Origin of the sequence: Streptomyces sp. NPDC050546, assembly GCF_044457425.1 — a bacterium.
Classification (GTDB): Bacteria; Actinomycetota; Actinomycetes; order Streptomycetales; family Streptomycetaceae; genus Streptomyces.
In genome coordinates this window covers 597,720-620,598 of record NZ_JBITGX010000002.1, presented here as the reverse complement: position 1 = coordinate 620,598, position 22,879 = coordinate 597,720, and the positions used below count along the sequence as shown (strand labels likewise).

Below are 22,879 nucleotides of genomic sequence, written 5' to 3'. Positions count from 1 at the left end.
TCAGCTCACCAATCCGGTCATGACGCCCACGGGTACGGCGATGAAGCCGACCGTGAGCAGCAGCGCGAGGATGTCGGCCGTGGCCTTCAGGGCGCGGTCGCGGCTGCGGCTGCCGGCGCCGAGGGTCTGGGCGGCGCTCCAGAAGCCGTGGCGGATGTGCAGGCCGAGGGCGAGCATCGCGACGATGTAGACGACGTTGCCGTACCAGGTGGAGAAGGTGTCCACGACGTTCTGGTACGGACGGCCCTCCTGGAAGCCACCGGGGTGCAGGGTGCCGGTCGTCAGGTCCAGGATGTGCCAGACGATGAACAGCCCGAGGATGATGCCGCCCCAGCGCATGGTGCGCGTGGCGTAGGAGGCCCGCGGCTTCTTGTGCACGTACTTGCTGGGCCGTGCCCTGATGTCGCGGCGGCTGAGCTGGTACGCCGAGGTGGCGTGCGCGACGACGGCGACGACCAGCACGATCCGGACGAGCCAGAGCGTCCACTCGTAGTGCATGAACGGCTCGCCGACGACCCGCAGCCAGTGCGCGTAGTCGTTGAACTCGCCGGCCCCGAAGAAGATCTTCAGGTTTCCGATCATGTGGACGACCAGGTACAGCAGCATGATCAGCCCGCTGACCGCCATCACGGTCTTCTTGCCGAGGGTGGAGTCCCACACGGTGCGTGCCAGGGACGGCCGTCGGTCCGTCCGCGTTGCCAGAGCCATGGCCAGAACGCTACGGACGCTCGACCGATCGGTCCAAGACATGGTCCGGCTTGATTCCATAGGCTGGGGCTATCGTACGAGTATGCAGTTCCAGCAGCTCCAGTACTTCGTGGCGGTCGCCGAGACCCGGCACTTCACCCGGGCCGCCGATCTGGTCCATGTCGCGCAGCCGTCGTTGTCACAGCAGATCAAGGCGCTGGAGCGGGAACTGGGCGCGGACCTGTTCCTGCGGGCGCGCGGCAACATCACGCTCACGGACGCCGGGGAGGCGCTGCTGCCCCTGGCCCGGCGGATCCTGGCCGACGCGGACACGGCGCGGCAGGAGGTGCAGGAGCTGGCGCAGCTGCGGCGGGGGCGGGTGCGGCTGGGGGCGACGCCGAGTGTGTGCACGGGTCTGCTGCCGGATGTGCTGCGCGCGTTCCATGACCGCTACCCGGGGATCCGGCTGCTGATCGAGGAGGGCGGCTCTCATGATCTGGTGCGGGAGCTGGCCCGTGGCGCGCTGGATCTGGCGCTGGTCGTGCTGCCGCTGCCGACGCCGTCACCGGCGCTGACCACGGTGGAGCTGCTGCGGGAGGATCTCGTGGTCGTCTCGTCCCCTGACGCACCGCGGCCCGGGCAGGGCAAACGGACCGTGCATGTAGCGGACCTGGAGGGTGAGCGCCTGGTGATGTTCCGGCACGGCTATGACCTGCGGGAACTGACCGTTGCGGCGTGCCGGGCCGAGGGGTTCGAACCCGACTTCGCCGTGGAGGGCGGGGAGATGGACGCGGTGCTGGGGTTTGTGCGGGCGGGGCTCGGGGTTGCCGTGGTGCCGCGGATGGTGGCGGCGAGGGCCGGGCGCGGGCTGCGGGTTACTCCGCTGGCCCGGCCCGGGCTTCATCGCACGATCGCGCTGGCTCACCGTAGTGATGTGGCTCCGCCTCGGGCCGCTCGGGAGCTGCAGCGGATGCTGCTTGAGCGGTGAGGCGGTTTGGGTCGGAGCGCCGTTTCGTGAGAGCTCCGTGGGGGTGTGCGGGAGCGTCGTGGTTGTTCGCGCAGTTCCCCGCGCCCCTAGGGCGTCACCCTCTAGCCCGTGGCGTCCACCAGGGCCAGTTCGTGCAGGCGCTCCGGGGGGCCCGGCCTCGCGTAGTACCAGCCCTGGGCCGTGTCGCAGCCCAGGATGCGGAGTTGCTCGGCCTGGGCGCCCGTTTCCACGCCCTCGACCGTGACCGCGAGGTCCAGGCTGTGGGCCAGGGAGACGATTCCCTCGACGATCTTGAGGTCGACGGGGTCGGCCGGGAACTGCTGCATGCTCTGGGTGAAGGAGCGGTCCAGTTTCAGGATGCTGACGGGCAGCCGGCGCAGGTTGGCGAGGTTGGAGTAACCCGTGCCGAAGTCGTCCAGGGCGATGTCTACGCCCATCTCCGCCAGCCGGCGCAACGGCTTCAGCAGGTCGTCGTCCGCGCCGATCAGCGCCGACTCCGTGACCTCCAGGCAGAGCGCGTCCGGTTCGATGCCCGTGCGTTCCAGGATGTCGACGGTGTCCTGCACCAGACCGGGGTGGGTCAGCTGGCAGGGCGAGAGGTTGACGTTGATCCGCAGCGGGCCCACGGCCTCGGCGCCGCCGTGCAGTTCCCGCCACTCGCGGGCCTGGCGCACCGACTGTTCCAGGACCCAGCGGCCCAGCGGCACGATCAGTCCGGTGTGCTCGGCGAGCGGGATGAAGCGGTCCGGGCCGAGCACGCCGTGCTGCGGGTGCAGCCAGCGCACCAGGGCCTCGGCTCCCCGGACGCTGCCGTCGCCGAGGTGGACCAGCGGCTGGTACTCGATGAAGAACTCGCCCCGCTCCAGCGCGGTGGGCAGGGCCGTGGTCAGTCCGTGCCGGGTGATGGCGCGGGCGTCGGCCTCGGGGTCGGCGAGTTCGAAGCGGTTGCCGCCCGCGGACTTGGCCCGGTACATGGTGATGTCGGCGCTGCGCAGCACCTCCGCCGGGCTGCGCTCCCCGGCCGGGCCCTCGACGATGCCGATGCTGCCGCGCACGGTCAGCTCCCGGCCGTCGACGCTGATCGGCGCGAGCAGCGCGTTCATGATGCGGCCGGCGAGCTCGTCGACCTCGTGCTGGGTGTCGGAGCCGGTGGTCAGCGCCACGAACTCGTCGCCGCCGAGCCGGGCGACCATCTCGCCGGGCGCGGTGGCGCAGGACTGCAGCCGGTCGGCGACCTCCACCAGCAGCCGGTCGCCGGCCGCGTGGCCCAGGCTGTCGTTGACGGTCTTGAAGCCGTCGAGGTCGAGGTAGCACAGCCCGAACCGCTGGCCTTCCCCGGCGCCCAGTGCCTTCTCCAGGCGCTCGAAGAAGAAGGTGCGGTTCGGCAGGCCGGTCAGCGCGTCGTGCGTGGCCTCGTAGCGCAGCCGCAGGTTGAGCAGCCGCCGCTCGGTGGTGTCCTCCATGAGGGCGAGCTGATACTGCGGGTCGCCGTCGGCGTCGCGCAGCAGGGAGACCGTCAGATTGGTCCACAGGACCGTTCCGTCGGGGCGGTAGAACGCCTTCTCCAGGTGGTAGTGCTCACGCTCGCCGCGTACGAGCTCGTCGTAGAGCCGCCAGGTCTGCGGCGCGTCGTCGGGGTGGGTCCACTCCATGACGTTGCGGCTGCGCAACGCCCCTTCGGAGATCCCGAACATGCGCAGCAGCGCGCCGTTGACCTGGAGGATGTTGCCCTCGAGGTCGGCCATGCCGATGCCTATGGCCGCGCCCTCGAAGACCGCCCGGAAGCGGGCCTCGCTCGCGTGCAGGGCCTGCGCCACCACGCCCTGCGCCTGGAGGGCCGCCTCGGCGATGGCCTCCTGTTCGGCCAGCGTCCGCTCGCGCAGCGCCCGGGCGAAGCCGGCGGACATCGCGTGCTGGAGCCGGGCGCAGCGCGCCCGCAGGTCCTCCTGGTCGCCGTCGCCACCGCAGTACAGCACCAGGTAGGCGTCCACGCAGTCCAGCGTGTGGCTGAGTGCCTCGGGGTCGGTGCAGTGCGCGTCCACGAGGGCGGCGCCCACGGCCCTGCCCTCGTCGGAGTCGAAGGCCCGGGCCACCAGGGCCTCGCTCAGCCGCCGGGCCAGCGGCAGCAGTTGCTCCTCGAACTCCGGGCGGGTCGACGACGTCGAGGTCACCGGGTACACCGCCCGGCTCCAGATCGTCGCGAATCTGCGCAGTCTGTCCTCCGGCCCGTCCGGTTCCGCGATCACGCCGTACGCCCCACGCCCGCGAAACCGGAGAACGCGTACGGATCCTCGTCCTCCGGTGCGGTGTCGGGCCGCCAGCGTGGCATCGCCACCAGTCCGGGTTCCACCATGTCGTACCCCTCGAAGAACCGCGCGATCTCCTCGCGCGAGCGCATGATCAGCGGGCTGCGGATCTCGTCGTACACGTCCACCGCACCCCCGGCCCGCTCCGGCGGCAGCGGGATCCCCTCGTAGGAGGCATGGGTGAGCACGAGCAGGCTGCCGGGCGCGAGCGCGTCCCGCAGCCCGGCCACCGCCCCGTACGGGTCGTCCTCGTCTTCCACGAAGTGAAGTATGGCAACGAGGAGCAGGGCCACTGGCTGATTCAGGTCGATCAGCCGCTCCACCTCGGGGCTGCTCAGGATGTCCTGGGGCTTGCGGAGATCCGCGGCGACGACACCCGCGTCGTCGTTGCCCTCCAGGACCGCCTGGCTGTGCGCCACGGCCACCGGGTCGTGGTCGACGTACACCACGCGCGCGCCCGGGCTGGCGGCCTGGGCCACCTCGTGCACATTGCCGAAGGTGGGGATGCCGGAGCCGATGTCCAGGAACTGGGTGATGCCCTCGGCGGCCGCGTGGCGCACGGCGCGGCGCATGAACGCCCGGTTCGCCTGCATGATCTTGGGGAGTCCCGGCAGGAACCCCATGGCCCTGCGGGCCGCTTCCCGGTCGACCTCGAAGTTGTGCGATCCGCCCAGATAGAAGTCGTACATCCGGGAAACGGAGGGCACCGAGATGTCGATGCTCCGTGGGGCCCAGGCGGGACGCTCCATCTATCTCTCCAAGGCGTAGGCGATCCGGTGTTCGAGCAGAGGCTACTGATCGCCCGCCAATGGAGCGACCCGAAACGGAAATTGACCATCCGTTCCCGGTCACTGCCTGCGGCACGTGCCGAATTGATACCCGCCCGCCTGCCCTTCGAACATATGACGAACCGTGTTCGAGGCATTCCGGAGAGTTCCGGTTCGGAAGGGGAAGAGTGTTGAGAATTCGATGAGTTCAGGTGAAGCACGGCAAAACGGTCCGTCCCTCCGTGGGGCACGGAGGGACGGACCGGGTCAACGCCGCAGGGTGGACGAGATGATCAACCCTGGGGAGGTTTCTCTACTTCTCCGACGAGCCGACCAGCTTTCCGTCGGGGCGCACGGCGAACCAAGTACCGCCCACACCCTGGCCGTTGGTGTCGCCCGGGGCCTTGTCGCCGGCGAAGGTGTAGATCGGCGAGCAGTTGATCGTCTGCTGCTTGCCCTTGCCGTCGGTCCGGTCGAAGATCATGTAGCCCTTCTCCTGGATGCCCTTGGTGTCGGCGAAGTCGACGGGCTCCACGAGCGGCCACTTCTTCAGGCACTCGCCGCTGCAGTTCGAGACGGGCTTGGGCCAGGCCTCGTCCTTCTTGAACCGGTAGACGGTCATGCCGTTCTTGTCGACGACGATCTCGCCGAGCTTGGGGTCTTCACGGGTGGACAGCCCCGCCTGCGCCTCGGCCCCGCCGCCGCCGGCGGCGCCCGCACCGCCCTCCTGGGCCTTCTTGCCGTCGGGGGCCAGCGCGTACCACTTGCCGCCCACGCCCTGGCCCTTGACGTCACCCGCGTTGACGTCCTTGGCGTAGCGGTAGGCCGGCCAGCCGCCGACGGTCAGCTGCTTGGTGCCGTCGGCCCGGGTGACCGAGCCGAGCAGCGCCTTGTCGATGCCCTCGCCCGCCTCGGCGTCGTCCGCGGGGACCGGCGGCCAGGTCTTGGCGCAGTCGCCGTCGCAGTTCGACTTGGGCGGCTGCTCGGTGTCCTGGTCGAACCGGTACAGGGTGAGGCCGAGGCTGTCGGTCACCACCTTGCCGATCTCGTCGGCGGTGGAGACGGACAGCTTGCCCGCGGGGTTGGACGGGCTGGAAGCGCTCGGCACGGCAGCCGGGCTGCTCGCGGTGCCGCCCGCACCGGCGGTCCCGGAGCCGATGTTTCCGTAATCCCCGGGTGCCGCCGTGGCACCCACGTTCTGGCTGGCCGCCGGTGGGCTGTCCTGACCGCACGCCGTCGTCAGCGCCAGGACCGCCGCGGCGCTCGCCACGAGTGAGGCGCTCCGCCAGGAGGTCTTCATCGTCAACTCCCCATAATCGCAAGGGTGTTGCAGCGCCCTGCTGCGCCGCCGCACGGTCATGAGTACGCATGGGAGCAGCGATTGTGTTCAACGACCGGCCAAATTTCTTTCCGGAAGCTGTGAGGAGCGCCGTCCACCGTCGTACGCATGTGCGTGCCGGGCTCCCTGCGGGCGACCGCTGATCAAACCGACGACACCCGGATATCCCTCTTTCGGGGCAATCCCCTTGCGCTCCGGCACATCCCGGCGGAACAGGGCTCATGATCTTCGTCGTGTATGGACCCCTCTCGATCCAACCCGCCGTCGCCGTACGGGCCTTGGCGGTGGCGGCGCTGACATGGGCGCTCGTCGGCGCACCGGGTTCAGTGGCGGTGGCCACCGCCTGCGCGTACGCCTCGACGGGGCCGGACGGCACGAAGGCGGTGGCGTACGCCGGGAGCAAGACCTGGCCGACCAAGCCGCCGTGCCCGACACCCACACCCACGCCCACGCCCACACCGACGCCCACGCCGACTCCGACTCCGACACCCCCGCCGCCGAAACCGACGCCGACGCCGAGTCCGTCTCCGGACCCGACTCCACCTCCTCCGAAGCCCACGCCCACGGCCAGGCCCGAGCCGCCGCCTCCGCCGCCTCCGCCGCCCGCTCCACGCCCGGCGGCGCCCCGGCCCGAGCCGACCCTCAGGCCCGTGCCACCGCCGCCCCCTCCCCCGGCTCCGGCACCGAAGCCGTCGGCCACACCCACCCCGCGTCCGTCCGCCTCGCCCGTGCACTACCCGCGGTATCGCACCGCGCCGCGGCCACGCCGGACCAGCAACGCGATGTCGCCGCTCACCTTCGTCCTGCTCGTCACGGTGCCCGCGGTGGTCGCCGTCGCCGCGCTGCGCGCGCGCTGATTCCCGAAGCCCTGGAGGTATCTCTTGCCGGAATGGCTTGTTCTCACCCTCGCGATGCTGGCCGCCTGCGCCGTGGTGGTCATCATCACCCTCGTACGCCACCGCACGGCGTCCGACGACGAGGACCCCAGTGAGACCCCGGACGTCATCGAGTACATGACGATGTGGATCGGCGTGGTGTACGCCATCGTGCTGGGCCTGGCGATCGCCGGTGTCTGGGAGGGGCGCAGCGCCGCCCAGGACCACGTCCAGGCCGAGGCCACCGCGCTGCACGAGATCTCGGAGCGGGTCCGGGTCTACCCGGCCGACGCGCGCGACCGGATCCGGGACGACATCGAGGCCTACGTGGGATACGTCGTCACCACCGAGTGGGACACCATGGCCGACGAGGGCCGGGTCACCGAGCGCGGTCACCGGCTCTTCGAGCGTGTCCGGCAGGACGTCACCGACTACGAGCCTAAGACGGACTTCCAGGCCCAGGCCTACCAGCCGCTCCTCGACCAGGTGACCGCGGCCAACCAGGCCCGGATCGCCCGCGCGGAGTCGACCGGGGAGACCATGCCGGGCGTGGTGTGGTTCGGGCTGATCGCGGGAGCCGTGGTCACGATCGGGATGATCTTCGCCCTGCAGATCCGCAGAACGACACGGGAAATGGTCCTCGCCGGGCTGTTCTCGGCGCTGATCGCCTTCCTGCTGTTCCTGATCTGGGACTTCGACTCGCCGTACAGCAGGGGCGTGACCGCGTCGGCGGACCCGTTCCTCAATCTCTTCCCGGGCGCCGGGGACTGACGGCGTTCGCACCACGGATCAGGGCCGGGGGGCGCGCGACACGCCGTCGCCGTCCCCCGGCCGCGGTACCGGAGTTCCCCCGGGCGGCCCACACGCGTGCCCCATTCGCGCTACTGCGATCGCGCCACAGCGCGCCCTTTCCTAGCGTTTCGGGCATCGAGGTGCATGTCTGACGTGAGCGGAACAGGTCCGCGGCTGCTCCTCGGGGACCCGGAGGTCACCATGCGCGCGATACGCGTCGCTTCGGCCGTACTGCTGGGCGCAGGCGCCCTCGCCTCCTGCATGCCGACCGCCTACGCGGCGGTCCGGACCGATTTCGGCTTCAGCGTCGAGCCCTCCACCGTCGCGGCGGGTGAACGGGTCACCCTGCGGGTGGTCCGCAACGCGGCGTGCCGTGGAGAGGCGGTGGTCTCCTCACGGGTCTTCGACCTGGTCGCCATCCCGCCCCGGGAGTCGTCGGCGCGGGCCGTGGTCGACTGGGACGCCAAGCCCGGCGCCGTGTACGACGTGGAGTTCGTCTGTGACGAGTCGAGCGGCACCGCGCGCCTGACCATCGCGGGCGGCCGTCCGACGCACCACCCCACCCACCAGCCGACGCACCACTCCCCGCACCACCCGGCGGACCACCACCGTCACCCGTCGAAGGGCGCGCACGCCGGAGAGGGCGGCACCCTCGCGGGCTTCGACCTCAAGGAGATCGGCCTCGGCGCCGCGCTGATCGCCGGCGCGCTGGGGACGACGTACCACATCGCACGCCGCCGCACCGACGAGGACACCGGCTGACCGGCCCGGAGCGGTTGCCGCCCGCGGGTCCGGTCCTCGCCCCGGGCCCTCAAGGGAACCGGGGCGAGGACCGTTTCAGGCGCGATGCGACGCGTCGTACGAGCCGGAAGCGAGGCGTCAGACGCGCCGCTCGGCCCGGCGGCGCATCCAGAACACGCCGCCGCCGACGGCCGCCGCGGTCACGAGGCCGCCGCCGATGGCCACGTCGGTCGGTGTCGCACCGGTGGTGCTGCTGCCGCCGATGCCGCCGCGGACACCACCGATGACGGTGAAGGCCTGCGGCTTGGTCAGGGTCCTGCCGTCGCACCTGACCGTGATGTCGTACGGACCCGGGCGGGCGTTGTTCCTGATCGTGGCGGTGCCCCTCGCCGTCTCGTTGGCGCCGCGGATGGGCGAGAGCGTCGCCGGCATCGTGAACGCGCTGGAGGTCGCCGTGCCGCCGCGGCGGCAGCCGTCGACCGTGATGGTCAGCTGACCGCCGCGGGCGATCACGCTGGGCAGGGCGACGATGTTGCTCGGTCTGTCCCACGCGACGGCCGCGGGGGCGGCGAGCCCGAGGGCGGCGACCGCCGCGCCGGCGACCGCCAGAGCACGAGTGTTACGCATGTGAACCTCCGCGGAAGACGCCCCGGGACCCGTCCCCGGTCGATCGGCGAGAAAGCGCCTCCCAGAAAGACAGTCAGTTGCCCTCCCCGGACCCGCATTTCGGGAATGGTCCGTCCTGGTGAGAGCGGATACCGCGGGAAAACCACGCAATCGGATATCGCCGCAGGTCACAGACCGTCAGAAATTTCCTCGCGGCGGCAACTCGGATGGCGCACCTGAAATACCCGGGCCATCGAACGCGGGCCCTGGCCACCCGTTCGCCCCCGTCCCGTCGCCGGTTCCGTGCGCGGCACTTAGCGTTCTGATATGCGCGAAAGACACGGCGACGGCCGCGTCGAGAGGGGATGGCGAATGTCTGCGTCCGAGCTGGCCCAGGCCGAAGAGGAGGCGCGGCCGAAGAAGCGCGCCCCGTGGGGCGTGATAGCGCTGGTTCTGCTGACCGGCCTCGCCCTCATCCGGAATGGTTCGGGGGAATTCGACGAGGGTCCGCCGCAGCCGGCGACGGCGGCCGCGACGGACGGCCGGGTGCCCGGCGCCACCTTCGCCGGGACCGTGCAGCCCCTGCCCTACTCGCTCCCGGACCGGGTCAGGATCCCGGCGATCCAGGTGGACACGCCGATCATTCCCGTGGGCCTTGACGCGGACGGCTGGGTCGGAGCGCCCCCGCCGGAGGACCCGAATCTGGCGGGCTGGTTCACCGGGGCCGTCACTCCCGGCGAGAAGGGCACCGCGGTCGTCGTCGGCCATGTCGACAACCAGCTGGGCCCCGCCGTGTTCTACGCGCTCGGCGCCCTGAAGAAGGGAAACCGAGTCGAGGTCGCCCGGCAGGACGGAAAGACCGTCGTGTTCGAGATCTACGGCGTCGAGGTGTTCGAGAAGGACAACTTCCCGGGCGACCGTGTGTACGCGTCCAAGGGCGCGGCGGAACTGCGGGTCATCACCTGCGGCGGCGGTTTCTCCCAGCAGAACGGCTACGCGGGCAACGTCGTGGCCTTCGCCCGCGCGGTCGAGGTGCGCTGAGCGTTCCCTTCCGGGCGGGCGAAAGCCTGACGGCTCCCTTCACGCGTAGTGCCGCCGGGGGACGGTGACGTGGTAGCCGGCGTCCAGCAGTTCGGGCAGATAGCGCCGCAGGGCCCGCACACTCTGCGAGCGGTCGCCCCCGGCGTCGTGGGAGAGCACCACGACGCCGGGGGCGGCGCCGTTCTCCACCCGGCGGACGATGGACCGGGTGCCGGGGGTGGTCCAGTCGAGGGTGTCGATCGTCCAGGCGAGGGGTTCCATACCGAGTTGGGCGCCGAGCCGGAACGCGGTGCGGTTCCAGGCGCCGTAGGGGGCGCGGAACCACTCGGGGCGCTCGCCGTAGCCGTCCTCGATGACGTCGCAGGTGCGTTCCATCTCGGAGCGGATCTCCCGGCGGGTGAGGCGGGTGAGCAGCGGGTGGGACCAGGTGTGGTTCCCGACGACGTGGCCCTCTTCGGCCATCCGCGCCAGCAGTTCCCTGTTGCCGGCGACCATGCCGCCGCACACGAAGAACATCGCGCGCACGTCGTACTTGGCGAGGGTGTCAAGGACGGCCGGGGTGTAGCGGGGGTCGGGGCCGTCGTCGAAGGTCAGCACCATGTGGCGGCCGCGTTCGGAGAAGCGCAGCAGCGGTGCGCGCCGTACCAGGGTCCGGCGGGGCGCGGCATGCGGCGGGCCGTATCCGGTCAGGGGCTGGAGCCGGTACGCGGAGGAGCTGATTGGGCGGCGGGCCTGGGGCCCGGCGGCCGGGACGGTCCCGGCGGAGCCGCCCCCGGTGACCCCCGCGAACACACCGGCCGTGGCGGCGACGCCCACGAAGCCGGAGCCGGCGAGCAACACCCGGCGACGGGTGAGCAACTGATCCTTCTTCATGACTCATGAGTCGCCCGGCGGGAGACCGGCGCACCTGAGCAACACCGGTGCGGCGGCGCGGTTTCACCCGGACGGCTCACGCAGACGGGTCAGCGGCGGCGCACCAGGGGGAAGGGCAGGGTCTCCCGGATCGTCAGGCCGGTGAGGAACATGACCAGCCGGTCGACGCCGATACCGAGGCCGCCGGTGGGCGGCATGGCGTACTCGAGGGCGTCGAGGAAGTCCTCGTCGAGTTCCATCGCCTCGGGGTCGCCGCCGGCGGCGAGCAGGGACTGGGCGGTGAGGCGGCGGCGCTGCTCGACGGGGTCGGTCAGCTCCGAGTAGGCGGTGCCCAGTTCGGTGCCGAAGGCGACGAGGTCCCAGCGTTCGGCGAGGCGCGGGTCGGTGCGGTGCTGCCGGGTCAGCGGGGAGACGTCGGTCGGGAAGTCCTTGTAGAAGGTGGGCAGCTGGGTCCGTTCCTCGACGAGCCGTTCGTACATCTCCAGGACGACGTCGCCGGGGCCGTCGTCGGCGGTGTACGGCACGCCCACGCGGTCGCACAGCCGGAGCAGCTCGGGCAGGCCGGTGCCGGCATGGATCTCCTCGCCGAGGGCCTCGCTGATGGCGCCGTGGACGGTCTTGACGGGCCACTGCCCGGAGATGTCGTACTCCTTGCCGTCCTTGTGGGCCACGGGGGTGCCGAACGCGGCGGTCGCGGCGCCCTGGATCAGTTCGCGGACGAGGTCGAGCATCACGTCGTAGTCGGCGAAGGCCTGGTAGGCCTCCAGCATCGTGAACTCGGGGTTGTGCTTGTAGGAGACGCCCTCGTTGCGGAAGGTGCGGCCCAGTTCGAAGACCTTCTCCAGGCCGCCGACGCACAGCCGCTTCAGGTACAGCTCGGGGGCGATGCGCAGATACAGGTCGAGGTCGTAGGCGTTGATGTGGGTGGTGAAGGGGCGGGCGTTGGCGCCGCCGTGGATCTGCTGGAGCATCGGCGTCTCGACCTCGAGGTAGCCGCGTTCCAGCAGGCCCTGGCGCAGGGCCTGGACGGCGGTGGAGCGGGCCCGGATCACCTCGCGGGCGTCGGGGCTGGCGACCAGGTCGAGATAGCGGCGGCGGACCTTGGCCTCCGGGTCGGCGAGGCCCCGGCGTTTGTCGGGCAGGGGGCGCAGGCACTTGCCGGTGAGCTGCCAGGAGGTGACGAACACGGTCGGCTCGCCCCGGTCGCTGACGCCCGCACGGCCGGTGGCGGTGATGTGGTCGCCGATGTCGGTGTCGGCGGTGAAGCGGTCGAGGGCGTCGCCGGAGCGGTCGCGGGTGAGGGCGAGCTGGTGGTCGCCCGACCAGTCGCGCAGCACGACGAAGACGATGCCGCCGAAGTCGCGGACCAGCATGATCCGGCCGGCGACGGTGACCTCCTCGCCCTTGGCGACCTCGGCGAGGGTGTGGGTGCGGGGCCGGAGGCCCACCGGGTAGGGGTCGGTGCCGGCGGCGCGCAGCCGGTCGAGCTTGCGGTGCCGGACACGGACCTGGTCGGAGAGGCCGGAGAGGGGGTCGGCGGGCCCGGTCCCGTCCCCTCCGGCGAGGCCGAGCGCCGCCAACGACGGCAGCCCCTCGGTGGTGACGGGCCGCTGTCCGCCCTTCGGGTGCCCTCTTCCCCACAACTTGCGCATCGACGGTACGGAGACGAAGCCCTCGGCGATGCCGGAGGCGAGACCGACCTTGGCGAGGGAGGCCGCCTCCGCGTAGCAGAGGAAGCGGGGGTACCACTCGGGGCGGTACTTGGCGTTGGACCGGTACAGGGCCTCCAGTTGCCACCACTTGGAGAAGAACAGCAGCAGACGGCGCCAGAGGCGGAGCACCGGTCCGGCGCCGATGCGGGCACCCTCCTCGAACACGGAGCGGAACACGGCGAAGTTCAGCGAGACCTTGCGCACGCCGAGTTTCGGGGCGGCGTGGCACAGTTCGGCGACCATGAACTCCATGACGCCGTTGGGGGCGGTGCGGTCACGGCGCATCAGGTCCAGGGAGACGCCGTCCTTGCCCCAGGGCACGAAGGACTGGATCGCGAGGAGCCGGCCGTCCTTGTCGTGGGCCTCGACGAGGAGGCAGTCGCCGTCGGCCGGGTCGCCGAGCCGGTCCAGGGCCATGGAGAAGCCGCGTTCGGTCTCGGTATCGCGCCAGGCGTCGGCCCGTTCGACGAGCTGCCGCATCTCCTCCTCGCTCAGGGTGGAGTGGCGGCGGACCCGGCAGCCGGCGCCGGTGCGGCGGACCCGGTTGACGGCCTGGCGGGTGACGCGCATGTCGCGGCCGTCGAGGTCGAAGTCGAGGACGTGCAGGATCGCCTCGTCGCCGAGCTGGAGCGCGCCGAGTCCGGCGCGCACGTACGCCCTGGCGCCTTCTTCGGAGGCGCCCATCACGGCCGGAATCCAGGCGTAGCGGCGGGCCACGTCCTGCCAGGCGGCGATCGCGTGCGGCCAGGCCTCCCGGTCGCCGACCGGGTCGCCGCTGGCCAGGCACACCCCGGCCTCGACGCGGTAGGTGACGGCGGCCTTGCCGCTGGGTGAGAAGACGACGGCCTTGTCGCGGCGGGTGGCGAAGTAGCCGAGGGAGTCCTGGTCGCCGTAGCGGCCGAGGAGGGCGCGGATGCGGGTCTCCTCGTCGTCGTGGAGGGCGGCTTCCAGGCGCTGGGAGCGGAAGAGGGTGGCGGTGGCGTTCAGCAGGGCGAGCGCGCCGAACAGACCGAGCAGGAAGTACAGGGCGTGCGGCGGGCGGCCGTCGAAGCTGCCCGCGGGCACCAGGCCGCCCAGGACCCGGTTCGCGGCCCAGGCCAGTCGCTGGTCGCCGGGCAGGGTGCCGGGGAAGGCCGCCACCAGGGCCCAGCCGGCCAGGATCGCCACGACCAGACCGGCCACCAGGACGGCGAGGGCACGGCGTACGGCGGCGCGGCGGGAGGCGGCGTAGAACTCTCCGCGGGCGACGATCAGCAGGGCGAGGGCGAGGCCGCACACCACGAAGGACGGGACGGACTCGGCGAACTGGCCCACGGCCATGCCGAGGATGTCGGACAGGACCAGCAGGCCCAGGTACACGACGACCAGCCACCAGGCGATCTTCTTGCGGGCTCCGGTCGCGGCGGCGAGCAGGAACAGGAAGACCGCGTAGGCGAGGTTGGCGCTGACGGGGACGAGCAGCAGGTCCAGGAAGCGGACGAGCGGGCGCAGTCCGGTGCGCAGTGGCGGGATGAGCGCCAGCAGGGCGCAGAGCAGGCCGAGGACGCCGAAGAAGACCGCGAAGCCCTCGGGTACCCGGCCCAGGAGCCCGTGGGCCCGGCCGCGGGGCGGCCGTATCGGACCTCCGGTGTCCTTCTCGGCCGTCCCGGTGTCCGCGATGGCACTCATGCTTTCGACTCTAGGAACACCCGCCTCTTCTCGCCCGTCGAGCGCTCCCGGCCGGCGGCCGGACCGGAGGGCTCCGATAGCCTCGCGGCGTGACGGAACAGCACGCCCATCAGTTCGAGCGGGGCACGGACGGGCCGAAGGTGATCGTGGTCGGAGTGGACGGCTCCGACTCCTCCCTGCGGGCCGCGGCCTACGCCGGTGGCCTGGCCCGGCGGCAGCACGCGCTGCTCGCCGTGGTGTACGTGCAGCCGGTACTGGCGGCGGGGGCTGCGCTGGGGGCGCCGGTGGCCGGGACGACCGACGAGATAGCCGAGGAGCTGGTGGCGCAGATCCGGGACGCGGCCGAGCGCCTCAAGGGGATCTTCGAGGTCCGCTGGGAGTTCCACACGTTCCCCGGCGATCCGTACAACGGCCTGGTGCAGGCGGCCGACGAACTCAAGGCGGACGCCGTGGTCGTGGGCGCGTCCGAGCAGGCCGGCCACCGGATCGTCGGCTCGGTGGCGGTACGGCTGGTGAAGGCCGGTCGGTGGCCGGTGACGGTGGTGCCGTAGGAGGACCCTGGTCCCTGGGCCCGCCTCCTCGACCGGGTGCGGGCCGGTCCCCGGGTCGCGCTGGTGGTGGACGAGTGCGCCCCGGCGACCGGTCTGGTCCGGCAGGTGACCGCCCGGGGACGGGCCGAGCGTTCACGCACCACCGGCTGCGGCCCGCGTCCCTCGTCGCGCACGACCTGAGTCACGCCGTCGCGCCCTGGGGCGGCCACGGGCGCACGGCCGGGCGGGTGCTCCGGGCTACTCCCCCATCACCAGTCCGTCCTTGGCCGCGCCCCTGCCGAGTACGACGTCCCGGATGCGGTCGCGGACGGCCTGTCCGTCGGCGCCCTGGGCGATGGCACGGTTGAGGTTCACGACGCGGCCGGCGTCGACGTCGAACAGCTGCGGCACGAACTCGGCCTTCGTCACCTCCCAGCGGCCGCCCGGCCGTGCGGGCGGGGCGAAGGTGAAGCGGCCGAGGGTGGACTGGTTGCCGCGCGGGTCCTTGGCGCCCTGGTGGTTGGTCATCTCTCCGGCGATCTGGTCGCCCATGCCGTAGATCACCCAGGTGCCGTTGACCTTCTCGTAGGCCTGCGGGACGTGCGCGTGGGTGCCGAGGATCAGGTCGATGTCGGGGCGTGAGCCGCTGCGCGCGGCGGTGAGGTTCCGGGACAGGCTCAGCTGCTGGTCGTCGGGCGCGTCCTGCCACTCGGTGCCCCAGTGCAGGGAGACGACGACCACGTCGGCGCCCGCCCGGCGTGCGGCCCGGGCGTCCGCGAGGATCGTGCCCTCGTCGATGAGGTTCACGGCCCAGGGCTGTCCGGCCGGGAGCGGGATGCCGTTGGTGTCGTAGGTGTAGGCGAGATGGGCGATCTTCGCCGAGCCCGCCTGGAGGACGGTCACCGCGCGCGCCTCCTCCTCGGCGCGTGCCGAGCCGGCGTGCCGTACGCCCGCGCGGTCGAGGGCGTCGAGGGTGCGCCGGATGCCGTCGGCGCCGTCGTCCAGGGTGTGGTTGGAGGCGGTGGAGCAGCCGTCGTAGCCGGTGACGGCGAGGGCCTGGGCCACCTCGGGCGGGGACTTGAAGGTGGGGTAGCCGGTGTAGGCGCCGTTCTCGCCGTAGACGGTCTCCATGTGGCACAGGGCCACGTCGGCGCGGGAGACGACGGGGCGGATCCCTTCGAACATCGGCCGGAAGTCGTAGCCGGTGCCGCCGGCGTCGAAGCGGGCCCGGTCGATGATCGAGCTGTGCGGGAGGACATCGCCGGAGGCGACGAGTGTGAAGCCGCGGAGCACTGCGGAGGACGGTGCCGGGCGTCCCGGGCCGCGCGGTTCATGGCTGCCGCGGGCCTGGCAGGCCGCGCCCGCGGCGAGGACGACGGTCAGGGCCAGGGCCACCTGTCGACTGCGAGCGATCATCCATTCACCCCTTTGTGGGCGTTGTGGTCGTATTTACGCACCATCAGGAAAGAAGGCTCGTGCCGTCCCACGCGGCTCCGACACGCTCATTAGCCCGTCCGGAACACACCGGTCCGGGCGCGGTGACCGTTCGTCGAACCGTTCGTCGACGCGATCGACCGTCCGCCGCACGGGCGGGTACGTGCCCTGTCCCCCCGGCTGCGCCCTGGGGTGGCATACGGCCATGACGGCCGGATCCACCCTCACGAACGGGACGACCGCCGAGCACGAGCTCGCCGCACTGCAGCGGGAGCACGGCCGGCCCCTCTTCGCGCTCCTGCTCCGGCTCTGCGACGGTGACCGGCAGCGCGCGGAGGACCTGGTGCAGGAGACGCTCGTACGCGCCTGGCAGCACCCCGAGGCCCTGCGCGCCGACGACTTCGACTCCGTACGGCCCTGGCTGATGACCGTCGGGCGGCGCCTCGCGATCGACGCCCGGCGGGCCCGGCAGGCGCGTCCGGCCGAGGTCGGCGACGCGGTGCTGGAGAACGCGCGGGTCATCTCCGACCACGCCGAGCGGGCCGCGGCGATGCTCGACGTCCGTCAGGCTGTGAAGACACTCACTCCGGAGCACCGTGAAGTCCTGGTGCTCGTGTACTTCCAGGGGGCGAGTGTGGCGGAAGCCGCGGCGACCCTCGGGATCCCGCCCGGTACCGTGAAGTCCCGCGCGTACTACGCGCTGCGCGCCCTGCGCCGGGTGCTTCCCGGATACGCCGCCGACCTGCGCTGAAACCAATGCTCGGGTCAAGCCTCCGTAAAGCGCCTTGCTGAACACCCCGGTTGAGTAATCGGCTGTTCTCATCCGTGTTCCGGAGAGGGCCGACAGCGCCCCCGGGGCCCGGTGTCGGGCTACGCGCACGTACCGGAGGAAGGCGGGAAGGGATGCTGCACAGAGGTGAAGAGAGCACGGACGGCGCCGGCGGGGAACTGACCGTCCCCATGGCGTGGTTGTACGCCGAGTACATCGCCGACGAGCTGCTGCGGACCGGCGATCTGATGCCGCCGACGTCCTTCGAGTTCCGGGCGGGGCGGGACGCCCTGGCGCTGACCATCTTCCTCTCGGACACCGACGGGGAGCTGTCCGGCATCCGGGTCGTCACCCAGCTGGAGACGTGGCTGTCACTGACCGCGTACGACCAGCCGTGGCAGGAGTGGGTGCGCGAGCGGCTCGCCGAGCTGGCCGTCGCGGCCGCGCGGGAGGGGCGGCCCGCCCCGGACCTGGACCTGGCGGACGAGGCCTGGCGCTGGCTGCAGGAGACGGAGCTGCTCGCGCCCGATCTGAACGCGGTGCCGGGCGGTGCACCGGTCGTCGGGGAGGACGAGGGGCCGAAGGTCTGGACGCCCGCCTGGCAGCTCGGACTGCCGCTGGGACACCTCGCGATCCATCTTTTTTAGATTTCTGCGCCCCCGACCAATCCGCCGGACGGAGGGCTCCGAATCCATAGGTTGCGATTGTGTCACCGCCTTGAGTGATTCCGCTGCCTGGTCCGTACCGGTGGGAGCAAGGAGTAACCCCACCCGCACCCAACGGCACGAGGATTCGGCATGAGGTCCCTGGAACGGCATCGCGACGTCGGCGCCTACGCGCTCGGCGTGCTGGACGAGGCGGAGGCCTTCCGCTTCGAGGACCACCTCATGGAGTGCCCTCGGTGCGCTGCAGAGGTGACGGAATTTGGCGCCACGACACGGCAGTTGATGCTGTACCGGCGGGCGACACCACGGTTCGTGCACCCGATGGCGCAGCCCGGACCGCGCATGCTGGACCGGCTGCTGGCCGAGGTGGCGACGAAGCGCCGGGCCGGACGCAGACGCCTGCTGTTCGCCCTGGCCGCCTCGGTGGTGTTCGCGGTGTCCGTACCCGGCGTCGCGATGATGGCCGAGGGCAGCAGCGAGGGCGAGGCGCCCCTGACGGTCGCGGCGACCGACGCGCGCTCGGGCGTCTGGGCCCAGGTCACGGTCGAGGACAAGGCCTCGGGCAGCCAGGTCGAGCTGAAGGTCAAGGACGCGGCCGGTCCGCGCTCCTGCCACCTGGTGATCGTCGGCCGCGACGGCTCCGAGGAGACCGCGACCAGCTGGCACGGCCCCGGCCACGACACCCATCCCAACACGATGATGGCCAGCTCGTCCAAGCACCCGGCCGAGACCGCCCGCTACGAGGTCCGCTCGGCGTCCGGAGAGGTCCTCGTGAAGCTTCAGCCGCGCTAGCGGGTGTCGTCCGTCCGCCCCTGTCGCCGGGCGTCCCGCGTGCCCCGGTGTGAGACTGCTGGTCGGCGCACCCGGAGACAGCCTGGTGTCCGAGGCCGGCGACGAGGGGAGACGAGGTGGCGGCGTCACAGGTCGGCGACGGCCACCTGGAGGAGTACCTCGCCGACCCGGGTAACAGGGCGCTGGACCTGACCACCGCGGTGGCCCGTTGCACCGAGGCCCTGGGGCTCCAGGACTCCGCTGTGTACCTCGCCGACATCCAGCAGCGCCGGCTCGTGCCGCTCACCGACGTGGCCTCGCCCCTGCTCGTCGACGACTCGCTCGCCGGCTGGACCTACCGCACCCAGTCCCTGCGCGTGGAGGAGTCCGCGTCGGGCGGCATGACGGCCTGGGTCCCCCTCGTGGACGGCGCGGAACGCCTCGGAGTCCTCGCCGTGCACTCGGCCTCGCTGACCCCGGCCGTGCTGCGCCGCGGCAAGGCCCTCGCCGCGCTCCTCGCCATGGTGATCACGTCCGCGCGGGCGTACCAGGACTCCTTCGTCCGGCGTACGCGCACCGAACCGATGCGGCTGCCCGCCGAGATGCTGCGGGCCTTTCTGCCGCCGCGCACGATCGGCACCGCGCACGTCGTGTCCACGGCCGTGCTGGAGCCGGCCTACGAGCTCGGCGGTGACGCCTTCGACCACTCCCTCACCGAGACGGCCCTGCACGCCACGGTCCTCGACGCCATGGGACACGACCTGGCCTCCGGGCTCACCACGGCCGTGTGCCTGGCCGCGAGCCGCAATGCCCGGCGGGCCGGGGCGGACCTGCCCGACCTGGTGCAGAGCGTCGACGACGCGCTGGCGCAGTGGCTCCCCGACCAGTTCTGCACGGGGGTCCTGGCCCAGCTGGACCTGGCCACCGGGGTGCTGCGGTGGTGCAACTGCGGGCATCCCACGCCACTGCTCATCCGTGACAGACGGCCGGACGTCGGTGCCATGCGGCGCGAGCCGGAACCGCCGATGGGTCTGCCGTCCCGGCTGGCCGGGCTGAAGCGGCGGACGCACGAGATCGCTCTGAAGCCCGGCGACCGGGTGCTGATGTACAGCGACGGGGTCACCGAGGCCAGGGCCGGCGACGGCGCGGAGTTCGGTCTCGAGCAGTTCGCCGACTACATCATCCGGGCGACGGCGGCGGGCGAGCTGGCCTCCGAGACGCTGCGGCGGCTCATCCACTCCATCCTCGACTCGTCCGGCAGCCGGCTGCGGGACGACGCGACCATCCTCATGTTCGAGTGGTCACCCCCGGCCCGGTGACGGCGCGTCACTTCAGCAGCCGGGACATCCTGCGGTCCGCCAGCGGCTTGCCGCCCGTCTGGCAGGTCGGGCAGTACTGGAGCGAGGAGTCGCTGAAGGACACCTCCCGCACGGTGTCGCCGCACACCGGGCACGGCTCGCCGGTGCGGCCGTGGACGCGCAGACCGCTCTTCTTCTCGGCCTTCAGCCGCCCGGCCGCCACGCCCCGGGAGCGTTCGACGGCCTCGGTGAGCGTGTCGCGCAGGGCCTCGTACAGCCGGTGGGTCTCCTCCGGACTCAGGGACGCGGCCAGTTTGAAGGGCGACATCCTCGCCGCGTGCAGGATCTCGTCGCTGTAGGCGTTGCCCACGCCCGCGATCAGGCTCTGGTCACGCAACGCGCCCTTGAGCTGCCGCCGTTCACCGGCCAGGAGTTCCGCGAAGCGCCGCTCGTCGAAGTCGCCCGCGAGGGGGTCCGGGCCGAGCCGGGCGACGCCCGGGACCTCCTGCGGGTCCCCCACGACGTACACGGCGAGCCGCTTCTGGGTGCCGGCCTCGGTCAGGTCGAAGCCGGAGCCGGTCTCCAGGGCCACACGCAGCGCGAGGGGGCCCTTGCCGGGGCGGGGCGGGCCGTCGGGCAGGCGGTCCTTCCAGTGCAGCCAGCCCGCGCGGGCCAGGTGCGTCACGAAGTGCGGGCCGTCCGAGGTCGCGATGTCGAGGAACTTGCCGTACCGGCGTACGGCGGCGACCTCGTGCCCCTCCAGCGCGGACAGGGGCGGGTCGTACGTCTTCAGGACGCTGATCGCGACGGGCAGCACCCGGACGATCTCATGGCCGACGAGGTGCTCGGCCAGGAAGTCCTTGAGCGCCTCGACCTCGGGGAGTTCCGGCATGAGTCCAGAGTGCCATGCGTGGTCAGTGCTGGTCGGGCACCACGAACTCGCACCACACGGCCTTGCCGCCGCCGCGCGCCTCCACGCCCCAGGCGTCGGTGAGCAGCTCCACCAGCAGCAGGCCCCGTCCGGAGACGCCCGACTCGCCGGCCTCGCGGCGGCGCGGCAGGGCGCTGGAGGAGTCCTCGACCTCGACGCGCAGCCGGGGCCCGGAGCCGGTGAGGGCCCTCAGGGTGACGATCGCGGAGCCCTCGGTGTGCATCAGGGCGTTGGTGATCAGCTCGTCGGCGACCAGTTCGATCTCGTCGGCGCGGTCCCGGGCTCCCCAGACGCCGACCGCGGTGCGGATCATGTGCCGGGCCTCGGTCAGGGCCGTCGGGTCGCCCGGGGCCACGTGCCGCTGGAGCCGACGGCCGGACTGCGGGCCCTCCGGGCCGCGCCGGCGCAGCAGGAGCAGCGCCACGTCGTCGTCGCCGCAGCGCTCGGCGGCCACGTCGATGAGCCGGTCGGCGAGGTCGCGTACGTCGTCGGGGCCGGTGGCGACGAGCGCGGTGAGGGTGCGCATCCCGTCGTCGAGGTCGGCGCCGGGCTGCTCCACCAGGCCGTCGGTGCACAGCAGCAGGGTGTCCCCGGGGTCGAGCTCCACGGTGCCCACCGGGTACTCCAGGCGGCCGAACTCGGCGGACAGACCGAGCGGCAGACCGCCCGGGACGGTGACGCGGCGGCAGGACCCGTCGGGCCGGCGCACGAGCGGGTCGATGTGGCCGGCCCGGACCATCTGGAGCACGCCGGTGGACAGGTCGGCCTCGGCGTAGAGGCAGGTCGCGGAGCGGTCGGTGTCGAGTTCGTGCAGGAAGACGGAGGCGCGGGCCATGACGGTGGCCGGGGTGTGCCCCTCGGCGGCGTAGGCGCGCAGCACGATGCGCAGCTGGCCCATGACGGCGGCCGCGTGTGTGTCGTGGCCCTGGACGTCGCCGATGACGGCGCCGACCCGGCCGCCGGGCAGCGGGATGAGGTCGTACCAGTCGCCGCCGATGTCACGGCCGACGGAGCCGCCGATGGTGGCGGCGCGGTAGCGGACGGCGACGTCGGCCCCGGGCACGCTCGGGATGCTCCGGGGCAGCATGGCCTGCTGGAGGCCCTGTGCGAGGTCCATCTCCTGCTCGTAGAACATGGCCCGCTGCAGGCTCTGCGCGATGCTGCTGCCGAGGGCGACGAGGATGTTGCGCTCCTCGGGTGTGAAGCCGTGCCGGTCGCTGTAGAGCAGGCCCATCGCGCCGATGGGCTGGGCCTGGACGATGAGCGGCAGATAGGCGGCCGAGGTGATGTTCAGGCCGGTGATGTGCGGCCACAGGATCGGGTAGCGCTCGGCGAACTCCTCCGGCGATTCGATGAAGCGGGGGCCGAGGGTCCGCACGGCCTCGCTCATCGGGTAGGGCTCGTCGATCCGGGTGACGCGGGTGCCCGGCACGAAGCTGTCCGAGGGCCCCTCGGCGACCAGGCGGATGCGCCCGGCCTCCACCAGGCCCATGACCAGGCTGGTGGCGCCCAGGTGGACGAGGCCGTGGGTGTCCTTCAGGACGTCGATGACGTCCTGAACGGTGCGTGCGTGGGCGAGGGCGGCCGTGGTGAGTTCGACGACGCTGGTCTGCTCCCGGCGGGCCTCGTCCCGGGCGGCCTGGTCGAGGCGGGCCTCGCTCTCGCCGAGTTCCTGGGTGGCGTCCCGGACGATGCCGATGATGCGGCGGGGCCGTCCGGTGTCGTCGCGCCGGATGTAGCCCTGGGTGTGCGTCCAGCGCAGGGTGCCGTCGCGGCGGCGCATGCGGAAGTAGGCGCCGTAGTTCTCGCTGCCGTCCTTCAGGGCCTGGGAGACCGCGGTGTCCAGGCGCCGTGCCTCGCCGGGCGGGACGCGCTTGGAGAGGGTCGCGGGGCGGTCGTCGTACTCGTCGGGGCGCACGTCGAAGATGTCGTGGGCCTGGGCGTCCATCTGCATGAGGCCGGTGTCGAGATCCCAGTCGAAACTGCCCATCCGGTTGAGCGCGAGGATCGGATCCGGGTGGGCGGGCCAGTCGTCCGGGAGTGACAGGGCGCTCCCTCCCCGATCAGCCATGGGCCCACCTTGCCA

Annotated in this window: 20 protein-coding genes; 10 read left to right on the top strand and 10 right to left on the bottom strand. The window is 71.9% G+C overall.

The annotated features are described in order from the left end of the window. Positions 1-672, bottom strand: a complete 672-nt coding sequence (locus ACIBK5_RS07475; protein WP_399017321.1) for a succinate dehydrogenase — start codon at positions 670-672, stop codon at positions 1-3. Between the two features lie 118 nt (positions 673-790). Between ACIBK5_RS07475 and ACIBK5_RS07470 the strand changes: the two genes are divergently transcribed. Continuing rightward, positions 791-1,675 (top strand): LysR family transcriptional regulator, encoded by an 885-nt coding sequence (locus tag ACIBK5_RS07470; protein WP_399017131.1) that lies wholly within the window; start codon positions 791-793, stop codon positions 1,673-1,675. Between the two features lie 101 nt (positions 1,676-1,776). On the opposite strand, the gene ACIBK5_RS07465 is transcribed toward ACIBK5_RS07470, so the two are convergent. The 3 genes from ACIBK5_RS07465 to ACIBK5_RS07455 form a co-directional block, all read right to left on the bottom strand. Beyond that, positions 1,777-3,921 carry a putative bifunctional diguanylate cyclase/phosphodiesterase gene (locus ACIBK5_RS07465; protein WP_399017129.1) on the bottom strand — a complete coding sequence of 715 codons (2,145 nt, stop codon included), beginning with the start codon at positions 3,919-3,921 and terminating at the stop codon, positions 1,777-1,779. Next, positions 3,918-4,730 (bottom strand): SAM-dependent methyltransferase, encoded by an 813-nt coding sequence (locus tag ACIBK5_RS07460; RefSeq protein WP_399017128.1) that lies wholly within the window; start codon positions 4,728-4,730, stop codon positions 3,918-3,920. Before ACIBK5_RS07460 ends, ACIBK5_RS07465 begins: the two co-directional genes overlap by 4 nt. A 331-nt stretch (positions 4,731-5,061) precedes the next feature. After that, on the bottom strand, positions 5,062-6,048 hold the full coding sequence (locus ACIBK5_RS07455) for an SCO0930 family lipoprotein (RefSeq protein ID WP_399017127.1): 987 nt from the start codon (positions 6,046-6,048) through the stop codon (positions 5,062-5,064). 767 nt (positions 6,049-6,815) lie between these two features. On the opposite strand from ACIBK5_RS07455, the gene ACIBK5_RS07450 reads away from it, so the two are divergent. The 3 genes from ACIBK5_RS07450 to ACIBK5_RS07440 all read left to right on the top strand — a co-directional run bounded on the left by ACIBK5_RS07450 (position 6,816) and on the right by ACIBK5_RS07440 (position 8,516). Beyond that, a complete protein-coding gene (locus tag ACIBK5_RS07450) occupies positions 6,816-6,944 on the top strand; it encodes a hypothetical protein (RefSeq protein WP_399017125.1) in 129 nt (42 codons plus the stop codon). A gap of 54 nt (positions 6,945-6,998) precedes the next feature. Then, the gene (locus ACIBK5_RS07445; protein WP_399017319.1) at positions 6,999-7,733 is read left to right on the top strand and encodes a hypothetical protein; all 735 of its coding nucleotides are present in this window, start codon (positions 6,999-7,001) and stop codon (positions 7,731-7,733) included. Positions 7,734-7,955: 222 nt separating this feature from the next. Further along, positions 7,956-8,516 (top strand): hypothetical protein, encoded by a 561-nt coding sequence (locus tag ACIBK5_RS07440; protein WP_399017318.1) that lies wholly within the window; start codon positions 7,956-7,958, stop codon positions 8,514-8,516. 117 nt (positions 8,517-8,633) lie between these two features. Here ACIBK5_RS07440 and ACIBK5_RS07435 read toward each other — a convergent pair whose 3' ends face one another. Beyond that, positions 8,634-9,122 carry a hypothetical protein gene (locus ACIBK5_RS07435; RefSeq protein WP_399017123.1) on the bottom strand — a complete coding sequence of 163 codons (489 nt, stop codon included), beginning with the start codon at positions 9,120-9,122 and terminating at the stop codon, positions 8,634-8,636. 351 nt (positions 9,123-9,473) lie between these two features. Between ACIBK5_RS07435 and ACIBK5_RS07430 the strand changes: the two genes are divergently transcribed. Next, entirely contained in the window at positions 9,474-10,142 is a 669-nt protein-coding gene (locus tag ACIBK5_RS07430; protein WP_399017121.1) for a class F sortase, read from the top strand. A 39-nt stretch (positions 10,143-10,181) separates the two neighbouring features. On the opposite strand, the gene ACIBK5_RS07425 is transcribed toward ACIBK5_RS07430, so the two are convergent. Further along, on the bottom strand, positions 10,182-11,015 hold the full coding sequence (locus ACIBK5_RS07425) for a polysaccharide deacetylase family protein (RefSeq protein ID WP_399017119.1): 834 nt from the start codon (positions 11,013-11,015) through the stop codon (positions 10,182-10,184). A gap of 89 nt (positions 11,016-11,104) precedes the next feature. Further along, positions 11,105-14,395 carry a bifunctional lysylphosphatidylglycerol synthetase/lysine--tRNA ligase LysX gene (lysX, locus tag ACIBK5_RS07420; RefSeq protein WP_399017117.1) on the bottom strand — a complete coding sequence of 1,097 codons (3,291 nt, stop codon included), beginning with the start codon at positions 14,393-14,395 and terminating at the stop codon, positions 11,105-11,107. Between the two features lie 89 nt (positions 14,396-14,484). Here lysX and ACIBK5_RS07415 point away from each other — a divergent pair, with 89 nt between their 5' ends. Further along, positions 14,485-14,946, top strand: a complete 462-nt coding sequence (locus tag ACIBK5_RS07415) for a universal stress protein (protein ID WP_399017116.1) — start codon at positions 14,485-14,487, stop codon at positions 14,944-14,946. Between the two features lie 237 nt (positions 14,947-15,183). Here the strand turns inward: ACIBK5_RS07415 and ACIBK5_RS07410 are convergent, their stop codons facing one another. Continuing rightward, the gene (locus ACIBK5_RS07410) at positions 15,184-16,341 is read right to left on the bottom strand and encodes a CapA family protein (protein WP_399017114.1); all 1,158 of its coding nucleotides are present in this window, start codon (positions 16,339-16,341) and stop codon (positions 15,184-15,186) included. A gap of 223 nt (positions 16,342-16,564) precedes the next feature. On the opposite strand from ACIBK5_RS07410, the gene ACIBK5_RS07405 reads away from it, so the two are divergent. From ACIBK5_RS07405 to ACIBK5_RS07390, 4 genes are all read left to right on the top strand, one after another. After that, positions 16,565-17,110: a sigma-70 family RNA polymerase sigma factor gene (locus ACIBK5_RS07405; RefSeq protein WP_306960889.1), complete on the top strand. Its 546-nt coding sequence runs from the start codon at positions 16,565-16,567 to the stop codon at positions 17,108-17,110. 152 nt (positions 17,111-17,262) lie between these two features. After that, positions 17,263-17,775, top strand: a complete 513-nt coding sequence (locus tag ACIBK5_RS07400) for a hypothetical protein (RefSeq protein ID WP_399017112.1) — start codon at positions 17,263-17,265, stop codon at positions 17,773-17,775. Positions 17,776-17,925: 150 nt separating this feature from the next. Beyond that, positions 17,926-18,585, top strand: coding sequence for a zf-HC2 domain-containing protein (locus tag ACIBK5_RS07395; RefSeq protein WP_399017110.1), 660 nt, complete (start codon positions 17,926-17,928; stop codon positions 18,583-18,585). A 116-nt stretch (positions 18,586-18,701) separates the two neighbouring features. After that, entirely contained in the window at positions 18,702-19,883 is a 1,182-nt protein-coding gene (locus tag ACIBK5_RS07390; RefSeq protein WP_399017108.1) for a PP2C family protein-serine/threonine phosphatase, read from the top strand. 7 nt (positions 19,884-19,890) lie between these two features. On the opposite strand, the gene ACIBK5_RS07385 is transcribed toward ACIBK5_RS07390, so the two are convergent. Together ACIBK5_RS07385 and ACIBK5_RS07380 are read right to left on the bottom strand one after the other, a co-directional pair. Continuing rightward, complete coding sequence (locus ACIBK5_RS07385; RefSeq protein WP_399017106.1) at positions 19,891-20,754, bottom strand: Fpg/Nei family DNA glycosylase; 864 nt, start codon at positions 20,752-20,754, stop codon at positions 19,891-19,893. 22 nt (positions 20,755-20,776) lie between these two features. Beyond that, on the bottom strand, positions 20,777-22,864 hold the full coding sequence (locus ACIBK5_RS07380; RefSeq protein WP_399017104.1) for a SpoIIE family protein phosphatase: 2,088 nt from the start codon (positions 22,862-22,864) through the stop codon (positions 20,777-20,779). Positions 22,865-22,879: the final 15 nt, after the last annotated feature.

Coding starts and splice junctions, on each gene's coding strand:
- ACIBK5_RS07470 (WP_399017131.1), top strand. CDS start 791: ATGCAGTTCCAGCAGCTCCAGTACTTCGTGGCGGTCGCCGAGACCCGG.
- ACIBK5_RS07460 (WP_399017128.1), bottom strand. CDS start 4,730: ATGGAGCGTCCCGCCTGGGCCCCACGGAGCATCGACATCTCGGTGCCC.
- ACIBK5_RS07455 (WP_399017127.1), bottom strand. CDS start 6,048: ATGAAGACCTCCTGGCGGAGCGCCTCACTCGTGGCGAGCGCCGCGGCG.
- ACIBK5_RS07445 (WP_399017319.1), top strand. CDS start 6,999: ATGCTGGCCGCCTGCGCCGTGGTGGTCATCATCACCCTCGTACGCCAC.
- ACIBK5_RS07440 (WP_399017318.1), top strand. CDS start 7,956: ATGCGCGCGATACGCGTCGCTTCGGCCGTACTGCTGGGCGCAGGCGCC.
- ACIBK5_RS07435 (WP_399017123.1), bottom strand. CDS start 9,122: ATGCGTAACACTCGTGCTCTGGCGGTCGCCGGCGCGGCGGTCGCCGCC.
- ACIBK5_RS07430 (WP_399017121.1), top strand. CDS start 9,474: ATGTCTGCGTCCGAGCTGGCCCAGGCCGAAGAGGAGGCGCGGCCGAAG.
- ACIBK5_RS07425 (WP_399017119.1), bottom strand. CDS start 11,015: ATGAAGAAGGATCAGTTGCTCACCCGTCGCCGGGTGTTGCTCGCCGGC.
- lysX (WP_399017117.1), bottom strand. CDS start 14,395: ATGAGTGCCATCGCGGACACCGGGACGGCCGAGAAGGACACCGGAGGT.
- ACIBK5_RS07410 (WP_399017114.1), bottom strand. CDS start 16,341: ATGATCGCTCGCAGTCGACAGGTGGCCCTGGCCCTGACCGTCGTCCTC.
- ACIBK5_RS07405 (WP_306960889.1), top strand. CDS start 16,565: ATGACGGCCGGATCCACCCTCACGAACGGGACGACCGCCGAGCACGAG.
- ACIBK5_RS07400 (WP_399017112.1), top strand. CDS start 17,263: ATGCTGCACAGAGGTGAAGAGAGCACGGACGGCGCCGGCGGGGAACTG.
- ACIBK5_RS07395 (WP_399017110.1), top strand. CDS start 17,926: ATGAGGTCCCTGGAACGGCATCGCGACGTCGGCGCCTACGCGCTCGGC.
- ACIBK5_RS07385 (WP_399017106.1), bottom strand. CDS start 20,754: ATGCCGGAACTCCCCGAGGTCGAGGCGCTCAAGGACTTCCTGGCCGAG.
- ACIBK5_RS07380 (WP_399017104.1), bottom strand. CDS start 22,864: ATGGCTGATCGGGGAGGGAGCGCCCTGTCACTCCCGGACGACTGGCCC.